15 protein-coding genes are annotated in these 17,414 nt (G+C 74.5%); 7 read left to right on the top strand and 8 right to left on the bottom strand.

Annotation, left to right across the window (positions count from 1 at the left end):
* Nucleotides 1–7: 7 nt before the first annotated feature.
* The 3 genes from ACFWIC_RS11120 to ACFWIC_RS11130 all read left to right on the top strand — a co-directional run bounded on the left by ACFWIC_RS11120 (nt 8) and on the right by ACFWIC_RS11130 (nt 2,309).
* Nucleotides 8–433, top strand: a complete 426-nt coding sequence (locus ACFWIC_RS11120) for a DUF742 domain-containing protein (RefSeq protein ID WP_380355415.1) — start codon at nt 8–10, stop codon at nt 431–433.
* A gap of 3 nt (nt 434–436) precedes the next feature.
* Entirely contained in the window at nt 437–1,090 is a 654-nt protein-coding gene (locus ACFWIC_RS11125) for an ATP/GTP-binding protein (protein WP_329878286.1), read from the top strand.
* 85 nt (nt 1,091–1,175) lie between these two features.
* On the top strand, nt 1,176–2,309 hold the full coding sequence (locus ACFWIC_RS11130; RefSeq protein WP_380517811.1) for an FAD-dependent monooxygenase: 1,134 nt from the start codon (nt 1,176–1,178) through the stop codon (nt 2,307–2,309).
* 75 nt (nt 2,310–2,384) lie between these two features.
* Here the strand turns inward: ACFWIC_RS11130 and ACFWIC_RS11135 are convergent, their stop codons facing one another.
* The 3 genes from ACFWIC_RS11135 to ACFWIC_RS11145 all read right to left on the bottom strand — a co-directional run bounded on the left by ACFWIC_RS11135 (nt 2,385) and on the right by ACFWIC_RS11145 (nt 8,218).
* Nucleotides 2,385–3,209: a serine hydrolase gene (locus ACFWIC_RS11135; RefSeq protein WP_329950881.1), complete on the bottom strand. Its 825-nt coding sequence runs from the start codon at nt 3,207–3,209 to the stop codon at nt 2,385–2,387.
* A gap of 366 nt (nt 3,210–3,575) precedes the next feature.
* On the bottom strand, nt 3,576–4,478 hold the full coding sequence (locus ACFWIC_RS11140; RefSeq protein ID WP_380517814.1) for a leucyl/phenylalanyl-tRNA--protein transferase: 903 nt from the start codon (nt 4,476–4,478) through the stop codon (nt 3,576–3,578).
* Nucleotides 4,475–8,218 (bottom strand): thioester reductase domain-containing protein, encoded by a 3,744-nt coding sequence (locus tag ACFWIC_RS11145; protein ID WP_380517816.1) that lies wholly within the window; start codon nt 8,216–8,218, stop codon nt 4,475–4,477. Before ACFWIC_RS11145 ends, ACFWIC_RS11140 begins: the two co-directional genes overlap by 4 nt.
* A gap of 193 nt (nt 8,219–8,411) precedes the next feature.
* Here ACFWIC_RS11145 and ACFWIC_RS11150 point away from each other — a divergent pair, with 193 nt between their 5' ends.
* Complete coding sequence (locus ACFWIC_RS11150) at nt 8,412–11,597, top strand: putative bifunctional diguanylate cyclase/phosphodiesterase (protein ID WP_380362809.1); 3,186 nt, start codon at nt 8,412–8,414, stop codon at nt 11,595–11,597.
* Between the two features lie 111 nt (nt 11,598–11,708).
* On the opposite strand, the gene ACFWIC_RS11155 is transcribed toward ACFWIC_RS11150, so the two are convergent.
* A complete protein-coding gene (locus ACFWIC_RS11155; protein ID WP_380517819.1) occupies nt 11,709–13,493 on the bottom strand; it encodes an Imm49 family immunity protein in 1,785 nt (594 codons plus the stop codon).
* 120 nt (nt 13,494–13,613) lie between these two features.
* Nucleotides 13,614–14,267 carry a TetR/AcrR family transcriptional regulator gene (locus tag ACFWIC_RS11160; protein WP_380517822.1) on the bottom strand — a complete coding sequence of 218 codons (654 nt, stop codon included), beginning with the start codon at nt 14,265–14,267 and terminating at the stop codon, nt 13,614–13,616.
* Between the two features lie 127 nt (nt 14,268–14,394).
* On the opposite strand from ACFWIC_RS11160, the gene ACFWIC_RS11165 reads away from it, so the two are divergent.
* The 3 genes from ACFWIC_RS11165 to ACFWIC_RS11175 are packed head-to-tail and all read left to right on the top strand — an operon-like array spanning nt 14,395 to nt 16,337.
* Nucleotides 14,395–15,432: an aldo/keto reductase gene (locus ACFWIC_RS11165; protein ID WP_329950887.1), complete on the top strand. Its 1,038-nt coding sequence runs from the start codon at nt 14,395–14,397 to the stop codon at nt 15,430–15,432.
* A 57-nt stretch (nt 15,433–15,489) separates the two neighbouring features.
* Nucleotides 15,490–16,005, top strand: a complete 516-nt coding sequence (locus ACFWIC_RS11170) for a GNAT family N-acetyltransferase (protein ID WP_329950888.1) — start codon at nt 15,490–15,492, stop codon at nt 16,003–16,005.
* Nucleotides 16,002–16,337 (top strand): hypothetical protein, encoded by a 336-nt coding sequence (locus tag ACFWIC_RS11175; RefSeq protein ID WP_329878307.1) that lies wholly within the window; start codon nt 16,002–16,004, stop codon nt 16,335–16,337. Before ACFWIC_RS11170 ends, ACFWIC_RS11175 begins: the two co-directional genes overlap by 4 nt.
* A 24-nt stretch (nt 16,338–16,361) precedes the next feature.
* On the opposite strand, the gene ACFWIC_RS11180 is transcribed toward ACFWIC_RS11175, so the two are convergent.
* From ACFWIC_RS11180 to ACFWIC_RS11190, 3 genes are read right to left on the bottom strand one after another with little or no spacing between them, the layout of a single operon-like run.
* Complete coding sequence (locus tag ACFWIC_RS11180) at nt 16,362–16,490, bottom strand: hypothetical protein (protein WP_380517826.1); 129 nt, start codon at nt 16,488–16,490, stop codon at nt 16,362–16,364.
* A gap of 41 nt (nt 16,491–16,531) precedes the next feature.
* Entirely contained in the window at nt 16,532–16,924 is a 393-nt protein-coding gene (locus ACFWIC_RS11185) for a helix-turn-helix domain-containing protein (protein WP_329950890.1), read from the bottom strand.
* The gene (locus tag ACFWIC_RS11190) at nt 16,921–17,295 is read right to left on the bottom strand and encodes a type II toxin-antitoxin system RelE/ParE family toxin (protein ID WP_380517829.1); all 375 of its coding nucleotides are present in this window, start codon (nt 17,293–17,295) and stop codon (nt 16,921–16,923) included. Before ACFWIC_RS11190 ends, ACFWIC_RS11185 begins: the two co-directional genes overlap by 4 nt.
* Nucleotides 17,296–17,414 lie beyond the last annotated feature (119 nt).

Genomic DNA, 17,414 nt, shown 5'->3' on the forward strand with positions numbered 1-17,414 from the left:
GACGCCGGTGCGCCCCCACTGGAGCGAGCCCGACGAGGACGACGACGAGGACTACGGCGCGGGCACGATGGTGCGCCCCTACACCATCACCCGCGGCCGGGTCGCGCCCGAGCGCGACGACCTCACCCTGATCACCCTGCTCACCACCGTCGACGACCCGGCGGCCGAGGCGCTGGCCCGGGGCTCCCGGTCCGGGCCGCGCTCGCTGCAGCCGGAGCACCGGATGATCCTGGAGCGCTGCCGCCGTCCGGCCGCCGTCGCCGAGGTGTCGGCCGGCCTCAACCTGCCGGTCTCGGTCACCAAGATCCTGCTGGGCGATCTCATCTCGCAGGGCCTGCTGCTGGCCCGGCCGCCGCTCTCGGTGGCCCGGGTCAGCGGGGGCGTGGACCTCGGACTGCTGACGGCCGTACGCGAAGGACTCCGGAGACTCTGAACCATGGCACCGACCGCACCCCTCCCCTCCCCCGGACCGCACGCAGCGGGGCCGAACCGCCTGGCCGCCGGGGGCCCGGCCTCCCACGGCCCGACGACGGCCCCCGCCGCCGTCAAGATCCTGATCGCCGGCGGCTTCGGCGTCGGCAAGACCACCCTGGTCGGCTCGGTCAGTGAGGTCGCGCCGCTGCGCACCGAGGAGCTGCTGACCCGCGCCAGCGTCGGCGTCGACGACCTGTCGGGCATCGACAGCAAGGAGACCACCACCGTCGCCCTGGACTTCGGCCGGATCACGGTCAATCCGGAGCTGGTGGTCTACCTGTTCGGCACGCCCGGCCAGGAACGGTTCTGGTTCATGTGGAACGACCTGGTGAACGGCGCGCTCGGCGGGATCGTCATCGCCGACACCCGCCGGCTGGACACCAGCTTCGCCTCGATCGACTTCTTCGAGAGCCGGGGCATCCCGTTCGTGGTGGCGATCAACTGCTTCCACGCCCACAACACCCGCGGCCCGGAGGAGATCCGGGCCGCCCTGGACCTGGACCCGCAGGTGCCGATGCTGCTCGGCGACGTGCGGGAGCGGACCTACGGGCGGGACCTGCTGCTGGCCCTGGTCGACCATCTGATGGACCTCTCGACGGCCGCAGCGGTCGGCTGAAACGTTTCTTCGCCCGCCGGCCCCTTCCCCGGCCGCCGGGCTCCCCCCTCCCCTCCCGCTTCCCCTTCCGCTTGGAGAACCCGTCATGACCCCACCCCTGCGCGTACTCGTCCACGGCGGCGGCATCGGCGGCCTGACCGCGGCCACCGCCCTCGCCCGGCGCGGCCACCGGGTCGACGTCGTCGAGCTGCGCGACGAACTGGAGGCGCTGGGCGTCGGCATCATCCAGCCGTCCAACGCGCTGCACGTGATGCGTGAGATCGGCGTGCTGGAGCAGTGCGTCAAGGCCGGCTTCGAGTGGGAGGTGCTGACCATCTGCGACCCGGCCGGCGTCACCGTCGCGAAGATCCCGCAGCCCCGGATGGGCGACGCGCCCTCCAACAACGGCATCCCGCGGCCGGTCCTGGCCCAGGTGCTCAACGAGGCCGCCACCGCCGCCGGCGCGAGCATCCGGTTCGGCACCACGATCACCGAACTCGTCGACGAGGGCGAGGAGGTGGCGGTCACCCTGTCCGACGGGCAGAGCAGCCGCTACGACCTGGTGGTCGGCTTCGACGGCATCGGCTCGCCGCTGCGCCGGCACCTGTACGGCGAGACCTACGCGCCCGAGTACACCGGCTTCGCCAACTGGCGCGTCACGCTGCCGCGTTCGCCCGAGGTGCAGGGCGTCGTGATGTCCGCCGGCAACCTCAAGGCCAAGGCGCTGCTCACCCCGATCAGCGAGGACCTGATGTACCTGGGCTCGGTGTTCGCCGAGGCCGAGGACTTCCGGCCGGACCCGGAGCTGGCCCACGAGCAGCTGCGCGAGCGGCTGGCCGGCTTCGGCGGCCCGATCGCCGAGGCGCTGGCGCAGGTCGTCGACCCGGCGACCGTGGTGTACACCCGGATCTCCCAGGTGACGGTCGAGGAGCCGTGGCACGTCGGCCGGGTGGTGCTGGCCGGCGACGCCGCGCACGCCTCCACCCCGCACCTGGCCCAGGGCGCGGCGATGGCCGTCGAGGACGCGCTGGTGCTCGCCCAGAGCCTGGACGCCGCCGAGACCGTGCCCGCCGCGCTGGCCGCCTGGGAGGAGCGCCGCCGGCCGCGCGCGATGTGGGTGCAGGCGCTGTCCCGGGCCATCCTCAAGCAGGAGACCGGCACGCCGACCACCGCGGAGGAGGACGAGCTGCTGAAGGTCGGCATCCCGGGCGCCGCGCACGTCCTCGTCCAGCCGTACTGAGCGTTCCCCCGGTTGTGACCGGCCCGGGCCCGGCGCGGACGTGTGTCCGCACCGGGCCCGGGCCGGAGCCGTGGGTCAACGCGACGGCGGTCCCGGGCGGGCCGCCGGGGCCGTGCCGGTCGCACCGGCCGGGCCGGTCGGCGTCCGGGTGACGGCGTGCCGGCGCCGCCAGACCTCGGCCGAGATCCGGGCCACCAGCCGGGCCGCCGGGTCCGCCTCCGCCTCGTCCGCCCCGGAGGCCAGCGGACCGGTGTAGCAGACGGCCAGCAGGTACGGCGGGCAGTCGTCCGGGTGGACGAGGCCTACGCTGTGCCGCACCCCGGGGAACCAGCCGTTCTTGAACGCCACCCGGGTGCCCGGCGGCAGCCCGGCCGCGAGGTCGACCCGGAACGCGTTGCGTTCGAGCAGGGCCAGCAGCTCCGGTTCGCCGTCGAGGGACTGGAGGAGGCGGACCAGGTCGCGGGCGGTCACCCGGTTGTGCAGGCCCGCGTCGCGCGCCCGGTGGTCCTCGATGCCGCGCGGGCTGGAGCTGTGCGTCGCGCCCGCGCGCCGCCAGGCCCCGGCGACGGCGGCGTGGCCGGTCCGGGCGAGACAGAGGTTGGTGGCGAGGTTCGAGGAGTGGGTGATCATCCGCTCGGCGAGCAGCCGGAGCGGCGCCGTCCGGCCGAGCAGGCTCCAGGGGACGGGATCGCTGTCCCAGTCCGGATCGTTGCCGAACTCGCCGCCGGCGGCCGAGGCGAAGGCGTTCACGACCGGGACGCGGGCGTCCAGGTCCACCCCGCTGCGGTGGAGCGCGGCCAGGACGGCCACCTTCATCGTGCTCGCCGCGTCGTGCGGCTCGTCCCCGGCCCGGGCGAACACCGGGTCACCGCCCCAGGGGGCCACCACGACAGACAGCATGGTCGCTTCCGTTCCCGACCGCGGTGGCGTCGAAACCGGCGGCACCGCGGGGCGGCGGCACGACGGGGCCGCCCTCCCGGAGGCCCCACCGGCGTCCCCACCGGCGTCCCGGGCGGCCGCAGAACGCGGCGGCCGCCCGGGACGGCGTCACGTCCAGCCCTGCGACTGCGTGAGCAGGTGGCGGTGCGGATGGGCGAGTCGGGCGTCGGCCAGCGTGCCGGCGCGGGTGGCGAGTCTGCCCGTACGGGCGTCCGTTCGTCCATCACCGGCTGGACCGGGTCGGCGCGCAGGTCGAGCCGGTCGATCCGGGCCGCCAACCGGCCTTCCTGGACGCGTGGCACCCCGGCGGCCCGCCGATGCCCGCCGTCAACGAGGAGAGGACCCCGCGGACCCGGCGGACCCGGCAGGGCCTGCGGACCGGGCCGGTCCGGCGCGGTGGCCGCCGCCGTGGCGGGGCCGCCGGGGGGTCAGCCGGGCCGCCGGGTGGGCCGCGGTGTCGAGGGGCTCCGTCCGCGCCGGGTGGGCGAGTTCGGCGAGGTAGTGGGCGCGGGGGGCCGGTGCGGCCCCGAGGGTGCGGACGTGCGGGGAGTCCCACTGCGCGTCGAGCAGCCGGCCGCCGGCGTCGGCGAAGCGGGTGGCGAGGTCGGCGACGGCGACGCGCGCGGCGTCGGGGCGGCGGTGGAACATCGAGTCGAGGCTGAGCACGGAACCGGTGACGATGCCGAAGACGCCGCCGACCAGCTCCTCCCCCTCCCAGACCTCGGCGCTGTGGGCCGCACCGAGCCGGTGCAGCCGGACCAACGCCTCCTGCAACCCGGCCGTGAGCCAAGGGGGTTCGCGCCCCTCCGCACAGGCGGCGAGGACCTCCTCGAAGGCCCGGTCGGCGCTGGTCCACCAGCCGAGGCGGTTGCGGAGCAACCGGGAGAGCTTGCGCCCGACGCGGACCTGCTCCGGGGCGATCACCGGGCGCGGGTCGGGCGACCACCAGCCGAGCGCGTACGGGTCCCGGTGGTCCGGTCCCGGCAGCAGGACGACGTCCCCCGCCGCCACCGCGTCCTCGTACCGGGCCTCGTTGAAGGCGCTCGCGTAGTCGTCGGCGGCGGGCAGCGGGAACAGCCCGCGCCGGTACGCCGCCAGCAGCACGTCCGGCTCCAGCGTGCCGCCGAACGCCGCAGGCCCGTCGGCGGGCGCCCGCGCGACGTCCACGGCGTCGAACAGGCCCGCCGCCGAGGGGGGTTCGGTCGCCCGCCCGCCGTCCGGCGCCGTCACCTCATCGCTCCCAGCGGCGGGACGAGGAAGCCCTCGGCGGTCAGCTGCGTCAGGTAGAGGTCCAGCAGTTCGCCGTCCACGGCGGGCAGTTGGATGCCGCTTCCGGCGAGGGCGTGGTCGGTGTTGGCCCGGTCGAAGAGCGGGAACGTCGGGCGGAAGTACATCTCGCTGATGGAGAGTTCGGTGCCCGGCGCGCGGTCGACGAAGAGCGGCACGAACGGGGTCACCGGGTGGGTGGGGTGGCCGGCGGCGAACCGGATCAGCCCCTGGACCCACTCGCCGTAGGGCACCTCGTCCACCGGGTAGCCGCGCGCGCGGAGCCGGTCGGCGAGGTCGGCGAGGCCCGCAGGCCGCGGTGACGTGATGTGGTAGACCTCGCCGTTGGCGGGGGCGTGGGCGACGATGTGGGCGACGGCGCGGCTGAACCGGTCGGCGGGGACGAAGTCGAGCGGCAGCCGGACGTCCGGGTAACTCCCGCTCTCCGCCATGTACTTGATCAGCGCGCAGAGTTCGGTGCCGGTGTTCATCACGCCTCCGGCGAGGTCCCCGGTGACGTCGTTGGTGCGCATCACCGTGACCGGCAGCCCGGCCGCCGCCGCGTTGTGCAGCAGCTGCTCGGCCACCCACTTGCTCTCCACGTAGCCGACGGCGAGCTTCTCGGGGTGGGCGAGCGGAGTCCGTTCGGTCACCTCGCGGACGCCGGCCGCGCCGAACCCGGCGAGCACCGCGAGGGTGGAGAGGTAGTGCACGGGTATGCCGCGCGAGTGCCCGGCGAGCCGGACCACCTCGCGGGTGCCGCCGACGTTGGGGCCGCGCAGCTGCTGGTACGGGTAGATGAAGTTGACCTGGCCGCCGAGGTGGTGGATGGCGTCGAGGCTGTCCGCCAGCTCCTCGAACCGGTGCTGGGTCAGACCGAGCAGCGGCTCGGCGAGGTCGCCGACCAGCGGGACCACCCGGCGGTCGGCCAGGTCGTGCCGGAGGAACCGCTGCTGGGCCGCGCGGATGCGTTCCAGCGCGTGTTCCTCGTCCGGGGCCCGGACGAGGCAGTGGATGCGGGCCGCGGTGGTGTGCAGCAGCGTGTCGAGCAGGTGGGCGCCGCAGAAGCCGGTGGCGCCGGTGAGCAGGATCTCGGTGGGTTCGGCGCGGGAGGGCGCGGGGTGCCAGGACTGCCGGACGGGGGTGCTGAGCCGGGCCTCGGCGGTCCAGTCGACGGCGGCGCGGCCGGGAGCGGGCCCGCCGCCGGGGGCGTCCTCGCCCGCGCGGGCGGCCCGGGTGGCCGCGGCGAAGGCGCGCAGGGTGGCGTCCCGGAGCAGCGAGCGGGTGAGCCCGCGGATCCGGGTGACGTCGATGCCGAACATGATCCGGGCCCGGGCGAGCATCTCCATGGCGAGCAGGGAGTTGCCGCCGAGGTCGAAGAAGTCGTCGTCGGGGCCGACCTGTTCGACGTCGAGGAGCTCGGACCAGAGGTGGCCGACGCCGACGTCGACGGCGTCGCCGGTACCGGTCCCGCTGCTCCCGTTGCCGCCGCCGCTGTCACCACCGCCGCTGCCGCCGCTCGCACCGCCCGCGCCGGGGCCGCTGCCGTTCCCGTTCCCGGCGGAGGCGCGCAGGCCGTCCGCGGCGCCGTCCGCCCCCTCGCCGTCCCGGCGCTGCAACTGCGGCCGGGTGTGCGGCAGTCGGCGCCGGTCGATCTTGCCCGCCGGGGTGAGGGGCATGGAGTCGAGCAGGACGAACTCGGCGGGGACCATGAAGTCGGGGAGCCGTGCGGCCAGGAAGGCGCGGATCTCCCGGCGCCGGGCCCGGGCGCCGGACGCGCCCCGGTCGCCGAGCGTGTAGTAGGCGGTGAGGACGTGGGCGCCGTCGTCGCCGTCGTCGGCGGCGACCCGGGCCTGTCGGACGTCCGGGTGGGAGGCCAGGACGGACTCGATCTCGGCGGGGTCGACGCGGTAGCCGCGGACCTTCACCTGGTCGTCGAAGCGGCCGAGGATCTCCAGCAGGCCGTCGGCCCGCCAGCGGCCCGCGTCACCGGTCCGGTACATCCGGTCGCCGGGGACGGCCGCGTAGGGGTCGGGCAGGAAGGCCTCGGCGGTGAGCGCGGGCGACTTCCAGTAGCCGCGGGCGAGACCGGGACCGCCGAGGTAGATCTGGCCCTTCTCGCCGGGCCGGACCGGGCTGAGCCGGGCGTCCAGGACGTGCACCCGCACACCGGGCAGCGGTCTGCCGATCGGCACGGGCGCGTCGATGCCGCCGGGGTGCCGGTCCGAGGCGGAGCGCCGGTCGCCGGCGCGGTGCCGGTCCGGGGCGGGGTGGCCGTCCGGGGAAGACTGACCGTCCGGGGAGGGATGGCCGTCCGGGGAGGGATGGCCGGCTCCCGGCGGGTGGAGGACGGACCCGTGGGTGCCGGCGGCCAGCACCTCGGGCGTGATCTCACAGAGGGTGGAGGTGACGGCCGCCTCGGTCACGCCGTAGGCGTTGACCAGCCGGACCCCGGGCAGCCGGTCCAGGCAGGTCCGGCAGTCGTCGGCGTGCACGGTGTCGCCGCCGACGACGATCAGCCGCAGCCCGTCGGGGGCGGGCCCGCCCTCGGGGAGCAGCGCGACCACGTGGTGCCAGTACGCGGGGGTGAGGTCGGCGACGGTGAGGCCCAGTTCACTCATCCGGTGGACGAGTTCGGTGGGCGCCCAGGTGCGGGCGCCGCCGAGGACGAGGGTGGAGCCCGCGGTGAGGGCGGCGAAGACCTGTTCCAACGAGGTGTCGAAGCCCAGGGCGGCGAGCTGCAGCACGCGGTCCCGGGGGGTGAGTCCGTAGGCGCGGACGACCCGGTCCAGGGTGAAGACCAGGGAACGGTGGGTGACCGGGACGCCCTTGGGGGTTCCGGTGGTACCGGAGGTGTAGATCAGGTAGGCGAGGTCCCCGGGCGCGGCCGGGTCCTCGGGCGGGACCGGGTCGCCGGACGCGGCGCCGGCCGGTGCGACGGCGCCCGCCGGTGCGGTGGCGTCGGCCCCGAGCACCTGCACCCCGGGGAAGGTCCGCCCCTCCTCCGCGACGACCACGTCCGCCCCGCAGTCCTCGACCAGCCCGGTCAGCCGCCGCTCGGGGTGGACCGGGTCCAGCGGCAGGAAGGCGCCGCCGGCCTTGAGGACGCCGAGCCAGGCCGTCACCAGGTCCGCGCCGCGTTCCAGGCAGACCGGGACGACCCGCTCCGCCCGCACGCCCCGGGCGCGCAGGGCGGCGGCGAGCCGGTCACTGCGGCGGTCGAGCTCACGGTAGGTGAGCGCGTCGCCGTCGTCGGTGAGGACGGCGAGGGCGTCGGGGGCGTGCGCGGCACGGGCCCGGAACATGCCGTGCACGGTTCCGGTGGATCCGGCGCGGCCCGGCGTGCGGGCCGCAGCCGGCCCGTCCGGATCCGCGCACTCCGACCCGGCGTGGGCCGGTCTCGCGCCGTCGGGTCCGGCGTGGGCCGCGCCGTGGCCGAGCCCGGCCGGGTGCCACTCGCGGTCCACGTAGTCGCGGCACTCGTCGCGCCGCGCGGGCCCGAACACGGTGCGCCATCCACTGGGTACCGTGAAGTCACCGGGCCAGATCGTATACTGACCGTCTTGATTGCAGAGCACGGCGTGACGCCCGGAGTTCGCCTCCGAACGCGCGCCCCGCGCGCTGTCTGCTGCATCATCCACCGGCTTGACCTCATGCTGTGGCGGCAGAATGCTGGGAGGTGCGACATTTCCGACTATACGCACTCACGGCTCATTTCAAACGTCCGACCGAACGCCGCTCGGACGCTCGTGAGCCCCTGCCCGAAAGGCCCCGAGACCCGCCGGACCCTCCGCCCGTCACCGCGGGTGAACCGCTCACGGGCGGCCCGACCGCCCCGTCCTCGCCCGAACTCGCCCGCCCGACAGGCGGGGTGATGTCGTGGAGGAGGTAGCCTCGTTGACTCGTCGGCGACAACGCCTGATGGCCTGTTACCTGGTCTGGATGGTGCTGTTCACGGCCATCTACTACACCAACCCCTCGCAGCGGATCATCTGGTGGACGGGCATCGGCCTGGGCGGCGTCGCCGCCATCGTGGTCGGCGTCCGTCTCAACCGCCCGTCCCACGCGCTGTTCTGGTACCTGCTGGCACTCGCCAACCTCAGCTTCACGGCGGGCGAGGTCGTCCAGGTCATCCAGATGCAGTTCCTGCACCTCGGCAGCCCGTTCCCCTCCGTCGCCGACGGCTTCTACCTCGCCGAGTACCTGCTCTACGCGGCCGGCGTCCTGGGCTTCATCCGCTGGCGTACGGCACATCAGGACCGGGCCAGCCTGCTGGACGCGCTCATCCTCACCATGGGCCTGGCCCTGCTCGCCTGGATCTACCTGATCCTGCCGTACACCCGGAACCCCGACCTCGACTGGTTCCAGAAGGCCGTCGCCATCGCCTACCCGCTCGGCGACGTGGTCGTCCTCGCGCTGCTGCTGCGGCTGGTGGTGCCGCGCGGCGGGTTCAGCCGCTCGCTCCAGCTGCTCGCCATCGGCACCGTCGGCCTGTTGGCCGCCGACGTCGCCTACGGCCTGATCCTGCTGCACGGCGAGTGGCACATCGGCACCCCCGTCGACCTCGGCTGGGCGGCCTTCTACACCGCCTGGGGCGCGGCCGCGCTGCACCCGTCCATGGTCGAACTGACCAGACCCATCCCCAGCCAGCAGCCCGACCTCAGCCCCGGCCGGCTCGCCCTGCTCACCCTCGCCTCCCTGATCGCGCCGACCATCCTGATCGTCGAGTCGGTCCTCGGAAACACCAGCAACGCCGGGGTGATCGGCGCCTTCTCCGCCGTCCTCTACCTGCTCGTGCTGGCCCGGCTGGCCGTCGTGGTCCGCGCCCGCAGGCAGGCCGTCGCGCGGGAACGCGCCCTGCGCGAGGCCGGATCCTCGCTCACCGCGGCGGTCACCGTCGAGGAGGTCGCCGACGCCGTCCAGGCCGCCGCCTCGACCCTGATGCCCACGGAGGACGGTCACGTCGCGCTGCTCGCCGTCACCGAGGGCGGCATGCTGCACGTCCGGCACGCCCAACGCGGCTCCGGCCACCACCCGATCCGGGGCGGCGACTCCGACGAGGTGCTCGCCCTGGCCGCCTACCGGGAGACCAGACTGCTGCCCGTCGAGGCCGTCGGCGCCGGCCTCTCCGGCCGCCTCGACGGCATGCCCAACGCCCTGCTCTGCCCGCTCACCCTCGCCGAGCGCCCCTCCGGGGACCCGCTGATCGGCGCGCTCATCGTCACCGGCACCGAGCAGGAACTGACCAGCCTGTGGGGTTCGCTGGAGATCCTGGCCGCCCAGGCCGCCCTCGCCGTCGAGCGCGTCACGCTGAGCCAGGAGATCACCCGCCGCAACAGCGAGGCCTACTTCCGCACGCTGGTGCAGAGCGCCAGCGACGTCATCCTGATCCTCAACGCCGACGACTCCGTCCGCTACGCCTCGTCCTCCTCCGCCGAGCGGGTCCTCGGCTATCCCGACCTCAACGGCACCCTGATCACCGAGCTCGTCCCGCCCGAGGACAGCCGGGCCGTCGGCGGCGCGCTGGCCCGGATGCGCGGCCCGGACGGCGCCGGCAGCCGGTCCGGCGGCGACACGCAGCGTGAGCACTGGCGTCTGCTGCGCTCCGACCGCACCCTGATCGAGGCCGAGGTCCGCTGCAACGACCTGCGCGACGACCCGACCGTCGGCGGCCTGGTGCTCACCCTGCGCGACGTCACCGACCAGCGGCAGATGGAGCGCGAACTCACCCACCGCGCCTTCCACGACTCGCTCACCGGCCTGGCCAACCGCGTCCTCTTCCTGGACCGGGTCGGCCACGCGCTCTCCCGCGGCGAACGCAGCGGCGCCGTCACCGGCGTGCTCTTCATCGACCTGGACGACTTCAAGATGGTCAACGACACCCAGGGGCACGCGGTCGGCGACGAGCTGCTGGTCGCCGTCTCGCTACGGGTCTCCACCGCGCTGCGCACCTCCGACACGGCGGCCCGGCTGGGCGGCGACGAGTTCGCGGTGCTGGTCGAGGACGCGGTGCGGCCGGCCGACGTGGGCGGGATCGCGGACACCGTGCTGGCCGCCTTCTCGGAGCCGTTCAAGCTGAGCGCGGGCGCGGTCCGGGTGACGGCCAGTATCGGCGTGGCGACGACGGAGGACAGCGTGGACACCACCGAGCTGCTCAGCCACGCCGACCTGGCGCTGTACTCGGCGAAGGCGGCCGGCAAGCGGCAGTGGTGCCCGTACCAGCCGGCTTTGCAGGCCGGGATGGTGGAGCGGCACGAGCTGAACGAGAACCTGGACACCGCGATCGCCGAGTCCGCGTTCCGGCTGTACTACCAGCCGATCGTCGACCTGGCGACCGGTGACCTCGTCGCCTTCGAGGCGCTCGTGCGGTGGCCGCACGACCGGCGCGGAATGGTCCTGCCCGACGAGTTCATCGCCCTCGCCGAGGAGAGCGGCCAGATCGTGCCGCTCGGAGCCTGGGTCCTGGAACGCGCCGCCCAGGAGGCCGCCGTCTGGCACCGGCAGAGCACCGCCGTGCGCGCCGCCGCGGGCCGGCCGCCGCTGCGGGTCAACGTCAACGTCTCCGCCCGGCAGTTCCGCGACGCCGGCTTCGTCGACGTGGTGCGCGGCGCCGTCCGGGCCTCCGGCATCCCGGCCGAGTCGCTGGTGCTGGAGCTGACCGAATCCGTGCTGATGCGCCGGGACGGGCGCGTCCACACCGACATGCGGACCCTGGCGGACCTGGGCGTCGGCATCGCCATCGACGACTTCGGCACCGGGTACTCGTCCCTGTCGTACCTGCGGGAGTTCCCGATCTCGATCCTCAAGATCGACAAGTCCTTCATCGACGGCCTCGGCCACTCCCCGCAGCAGTACGCGCTGGTCGAGGGCATCACCCGGATCGCCGACACCCTCGACGTCCAGGTCATCGCCGAGGGCATCGAGAACCCCGAGCAGCGCGACCTCCTCGCCGGGATGGGCTGCCCGCTCGGCCAGGGCTACCTCTTCGCCCACCCGCTCACCCCGGACCAGGCCCGCACCTTCATCGCCGAGTGGACGGCCGCCCCCGACGGACGGCCGGACAGCCGCCCGGCCCCGGCGTAGGCGGGTCCCGCCGCCGTTCCCGTTCCCGGCCCGGCAGTGGGCCGGGAACGGGAAGGAGAAGGGGGAGGGGAAAGGGGAGGGGGAGGGAAACAGGAAGGGGCCGGAAGCGGATCAGGCGGGCCGGAAGGGCTCGGCCGTCGCGAGCAGCCGCTTCGGGAGGTACGGGGAGTCGACCCGGATCCGCCAGCCCCGGCGGCGGGCGTGGCACGCCAGACCCAGGACGGCGAGGTCGACCGCCGAGTCGCTGCTGTCCGCGCGATCCGCGACCCGGTAGTAGTCCCGGTGCACCTCCAGGGCGTCCACCAGGGCCAGGTTGAAGCTCTCCTCGTCCCCCTCGACCAGCTGCGAGAAGAGGACGACGGGCGGAGGGAAGAAGCCCCAGTCCTTCCCCTGCTCGACCTCCGCCAGGGCCCGTTCCGTCGCCGGTACGGGGTCCTCGCCCCGGAGGTAGTCGTGCAGGGCCTCCGGGTAGGAGGCGAACGCCGACCGGGGCGCACCGTCCCGGAGTGCGACGGCGGGACCGGCGTGGACCAGCGGGGCGAGATCCTCGCGCGCGCCGGAGACCAGGGCGAGGGAGACGGCCTTGCACCAGCCCCAGGGGCCCGCCTCGTCCCTGTCCAGGGTGGCGGGGTAGCGCAGCGTCCGGCCGTCGATCGCCACCTCCACCTCGGTGCCCGGCGCGGCGAGGGCGGTCCGGAACACCGTCGCCGCCATGCGGGAGGCCCGGCGCAGCCTGGCGATCTCGCCTTCCCCGACGTCGTCGGCCTGCGAGGCGCGGGCCTTGAAGAACATCTCCTCGTAGCGGGCCACGCCCGCCAGCCGCCAGACGGCGAGCGGCTTCCCGTCGACCGGGGTGAACGCCTCCTCGGCCTCCCGGGCGAGGAACGCCGCGCCGTCCGGGTGGACGGCCTGCGGCTCCCCCGGCCGCTCGACCCGCACCGGCCCGGCGGCCAGGGCGGCGACCGCGTCCGGGCGGCGGTCCCGGCCGAAGGGCCCGACCCGCGGGCCGGGCGTCTCGAACCCGGTGACCAGGGTGCGCGGGAGGTAGTCGGTGTCGACCGCCGGCCACCAGCCCGGGCCCCGGTACGCGAGCGCGGCCAGGGCGAGCGGTACCAGCGGGAGGAGGCTGCCCGGCCGGGCGTGGACGGGGTTCGTCCGGCTCTGCCGGAGCAGCAGCCCGGTCAACCCGGCGTCGAACGCCGCCCGGTCCCCGGCGACCAGGGCGCGCAGCGTGACCAGGCCGGCGGCGTGCGGCCGGTCGAGCAGGTCCTCGCCGCTCGCCTCCCCGCGCCCGCGGACGCGTTCCAGCGCCGCGTCGACGGCGGCGAGCCGCTCCTGCGGGCTCGGCGGGTAGGACGCGTCCTCGTCGTCCAGGACGCCGATGGCCTGGGCCAGGAGTCCGGTGGCGAGCTCGACGACGGGGTCACCGGCCGAGCCCGCGTCGAACTTCCGCCGGGCGAAGCAGAACGCCTCCCCGTGGTGGTGGGCCCGGTCCGAGAGGATCGCGAGGCAGAACGCGTCGAGCCACTCGTACGGGGCGACCCCGCTCGCACCGTCGTCGTCCTCGCCGGGTTCGTAGCTGATCCCGAAGTTCACGTAGTCGAGGAAGACCTGGAAGTCGACGTGCGGGAAGTACGCGGCGAACGCGACGGCTCCGGCGGCGGACTCGGTGGCGTCCTTCAGGACGGCCCTGGCCTCCGGGGTGTCCAGGGCGGGCCGCTCGGCCGAGAGGGCGCCCAGGTACTCGACGAACTCGTCCGCGAGGTACGTCCATTCCCGGGAGGCCATCCGGCCGGCCCGCGACATGGAGCGGACCTCCCCTCCGATCCGGTTGGTGAAGTCCTCACGTGTCGTCGAAAGCAACGCCTCGCCCACCTGGTGACGCTCTATCCGCACAGTCCCGCTCCTTGCTCCTGACCTGCACGTCAGCCTACGGGCGCGGTCGGTCACCGCCTCCCGCGGGTCGGACCGCCCGGGTACCGCCCGTCCGGAGGGGCGCGGGGCGGCCGACGGGCGCTACGCCCGGCGGTAGGCGCCCGCGCGGGCGGCGGCCTCGGCGGCGTCGGCGGCGCGGTCGGCGGCGGCCTCGTCCAGCGGGTCGCCGGTGGTCAGCATCCGGTAGTAGAGCGGGGCGGAGACGGCCCGGACCACCTCGAACGGGTCGGTGTCGGGCGGCAGTTCGCCGCGCTCGACCGCGTCGGCCACGCACGGCGCCCACTCGGCGACCCGGACCAGGTAGAAGCGGTGCAGGGCCTCGGCCGCCGCCTCGTCACAGGTCGCCGCCACCAGGACGGCGCGGAACAGCGCGCCCTGGCGCGGGTCGGCGAGGGTGCGCGCGACGAGCCGGGCGTTGGCGCGGAGGTCGTTGCGGAGCGAGCCGGTGCGCGCGCGGGGCAGGGACTGCTCGGCCATGTCCGCGAGCAGGTCGGCCATCAGTGCGCCGGTGGAGCCCCAGCGGCGGTAGACCGTGGTCCGGCCGACCTCGGCCCGGCGGGCGAGGTCGCCGAGGTCGAGTCCGGCGAAGCCGACCTCGACGAGGGCGTCCTCGGCGGCCCGCAGGACGGCGGCCCGGACGCGGGCGGTGCGACCGCCGGGGCGCTGGGCGCCGGGGGCGTCGGGGGCGGGGGCGTCGGGGGCGGGGGCTTCGGGAGTGGCGTTCTCCGGAGTCATTAACGGGATTCCTGTTCCGTTAGTGGTGGACACGGTGCTAGGGTCAGGACATCTTAACGGAACAAGAGTCCCGTTAACGGAGGGCGTGCAGTGCAGTCGCCCACCGGGACGGGGAGGGAGCACAGTCATGGAGTACCGCCAGCTCGGAGCGTCCGGCCTCAAGGTCCCCGCACTCTCGCTCGGCACCGGCACCTTCGGCGGCAGCGGCCCGCTGTTCGGCGCCTGGGGCACCACCGACGTCCAGGAGGCCCGCCGCCTGCTAGACATCGCGATCGACGCCGGCGTCACCCTGTTCGACACCGCCGACGTCTACTCGGACGGCGCCTCGGAGGAGGTGCTCGGCCAGGCGGTCAAGGGCCGTCGCGACCAGGTGCTGATCTCCACCAAGGCCGGCCTGCCCACCGGCGACGGCCCCAACGACGCCGGCACCTCGCGCGCCCGCCTGATCACCTCCGTCGACGCCGCCCTGCGCCGCCTCGGCACCGACTACCTCGACCTCTTCCAGCTGCACGCCTTCGACGCCGCCACCCCGGTCGAGGAGGTGCTCGCCACCCTGGACGACCTGGTCCGCGCCGGGAAGATCCGCTACACCGGCGTCTCCAACTTCTCCGGCTGGCAGCTGATGAAGTCGCTCGCCGCCGCCGACGCGCACGGCCGCCCCCGCTACGCCGCCCACCAGGTCTACTACTCGCTGGTCGGTCGCGACTACGAGTGGGAGCTGATGCCGCTCGGCCACGACCAGGGCGTCGGCGCCCTGGTGTGGAGCCCGCTCGGCTGGGGCCGGCTCACCGGGAAGATCCGCCGGGGCACCCCGATCCCGGCCGGCAGCCGCCTGCACGACACCGCCGACTACGGCCCGCCGGTGGAGGACGAGCTGCTCCACGACGTCGTCGACGCGCTCGACTCCGTCGCGAAGGAGACCGGCCGCACCGTCCCCCAGGTGGCGATCAACTGGCTGCTGCGCCGCCCGACCGTCTCCTCGGTCATCATCGGGGCCCGCAACGAGGAGCAGCTGCGGCAGAACCTCGGCGCCGTCGGCTGGGAGCTGACGGTCGAGCAGATCGCCCGCCTGGACGCGACCAGCGGCCGCACCGCCCCGTACCCCTACTTCCCGTACCGCCGCCAGGAGGGCTTCGCCCGCCTGAACCCGCCCCTGGCGGGGTGACGGGGCATCCTCAAAACCGATTGCGGCAACGGCTGCGGGCACGGCAGAGTCGCCGACATGATCGAACTGCGTGCACTGACCTCCGACGACTGGCGGCTCTGGCGCGGACTGCGCCTCGCCGCCCTGGGCGAAGCGCCCTACGCCTTCGGCTCCACCCTGGCCGACTGGCAGGGCGAGGGCGACCGAGAGGAGCGCTGGCGCTCACGCCTGGAGATCCCCGGCGCCGTCGATCTGGTGGCGTTCGTCGACGGCGAGCCCGCCGGGATGGCGAGCGGCGTCCCGGGCGAGGACGCGGAGGGCAAGCCGGACCGGGCGAGCACCGAGCTGATCTCGATGTGGGTCGGCCCGGCGGCACGCGGCCGGGGAGTCGGCGAGCGGCTGATCGGCGAGATCGAGCTCTGGGCGGCGACACGGGGGTGCGCCGCCCTGAAGCTCGCCGTGATGCCCGACAACGAGCGGGCGATCGCCCTGTACGAGCGCGCCGGCTTCACCAGGACCGGCGAGGAGGGCGACCTCCTGGCGGACGGCGTCCGGCGCGAGCTCGTCCTGGCGAAGCCGGTGAGCGCGGGATGAGCGCGCTCACCCACGGCCGGGCGCACCGGCCGCCGCAGGTCCAGGTCATCGACGTGGACCCGGTGGACGCCGACCACCTCGCCCTCGTCGTGCGCTGCCTGGCGCACACGCGCCTCGGCACGCGCTTCCACTGCACCGACCGGCGGGGGAACGCGGTCGAACTCGCCCTGGTGGAGATCCGGCGGAACCCCACGCTCACGGTCGACGAACTGGAGCCGCCGCACGGCGCCCGTCTCCTCCTCGCCGGCGCCGGCGCCGGGGCGCCCACCGGCCCGGACGGCGTCGACGTACGCGCCGGGGACGTCCTCCTCGGGACCTCGTCGGCCGCCTGACCGCCGCACCGGGCCGGCCCCGCGCTACCCGGCCGGGGCGGCCGGGTGGGGGTGGCCGAGGTGGGGGAAGGCGGGGAGCAGGTCGGTGTGCGGCGGGACGTGGTCCGAGGTGACCTTGCCCCCCGACACCATCGCCAGACGCGCCGAGGTCACGTCATCGGTGAGCGTGCGGCCGTTCGGAGGCACGGTAGAACTCAGGCCGCCGCGCTCCCGCCCGCCGAGGTTCCGCCCGTCGAGGTTCCGCCGCCCGCGCCTCCGGACGGGCTGCCACCGTGCGCCGAGAAGACGAACACGGCGGCGTCACCGTCCAGGTCGATGCTCAGCGCGGCATCCAGTGCCTTCGCCAGCCGGGTGAGCAGCGGGAGGGTCGGCAGGGAATCGCCACCCTCGACGAGGGAGATCTGCGGTTGCGTCATACCGGCCCGCCGCGCCACTTCCGCCTGAGAGATCCCCAGCTCCGTCCGCCGGTCATAGACGGCCTGCCCCAGTGCGAAGGCGTAACCGGCCTCCACATAGGCCTGGGACTCGTGCACCGGCTCGCCCAGGATCTTCCGGGTTCGGCGGGTCTTCCACTGTGCGTGGTTCACGAGCTCTCCTCCGTGGTCCGGTCGTAGACGTGCGCAGCGGGACCGTGGTCCGCCTCGCACTCCTTCTGCGCCTGCTGAGCGCGCTCGACCTCGGCCGCCTCCCGCTGCCGCGTCTTGCGGAAGACCGTCAGCAGCACGATGCGGCGAGCAGGCGCGAGCCAGTAGGTGATCCGCACAGCGCTGCCGTCCACGCTGAAGCGCAGCTCACGCACTCTGCCACCCAGGTGGCGCGAGTAGGGCTCAGCCAGAGTCGTCGGCCCGTCTGCGAGCATATCGACCGCACGTTCGGCTTTGTCGTAGTGGGCATCCGGGAGGAGCTCCAGCCACTGCCTGACCTCTGGCTCGATCTCGATCTGCCACGGGTTGCCCACCCAAGTGACTATACAGATATCTATATACCCGCACGAGTCTCGCCGGTGCGGCCCCCCCCGCCTGCGGGGGGGACCACCCGCGGGCCCCCGCATCACCGCCGGGGGGGCCGGGGGGGGGT

It is taken from the genome of Kitasatospora sp. NPDC127035, from assembly GCF_042726075.1.
Lineage (GTDB): Bacteria > Actinomycetota > Actinomycetes > Streptomycetales > Streptomycetaceae > Kitasatospora.

Coding starts and splice junctions, on each gene's coding strand:
- ACFWIC_RS11125 (WP_329878286.1), top strand. CDS start 437: ATGGCACCGACCGCACCCCTCCCCTCCCCCGGACCGCACGCAGCGGGG.
- ACFWIC_RS11130 (WP_380517811.1), top strand. CDS start 1,176: ATGACCCCACCCCTGCGCGTACTCGTCCACGGCGGCGGCATCGGCGGC.
- ACFWIC_RS11135 (WP_329950881.1), bottom strand. CDS start 3,209: ATGCTGTCTGTCGTGGTGGCCCCCTGGGGCGGTGACCCGGTGTTCGCC.
- ACFWIC_RS11160 (WP_380517822.1), bottom strand. CDS start 14,267: ATGACTCCGGAGAACGCCACTCCCGAAGCCCCCGCCCCCGACGCCCCC.
- ACFWIC_RS11165 (WP_329950887.1), top strand. CDS start 14,395: ATGGAGTACCGCCAGCTCGGAGCGTCCGGCCTCAAGGTCCCCGCACTC.
- ACFWIC_RS11170 (WP_329950888.1), top strand. CDS start 15,490: ATGATCGAACTGCGTGCACTGACCTCCGACGACTGGCGGCTCTGGCGC.
- ACFWIC_RS11175 (WP_329878307.1), top strand. CDS start 16,002: ATGAGCGCGCTCACCCACGGCCGGGCGCACCGGCCGCCGCAGGTCCAG.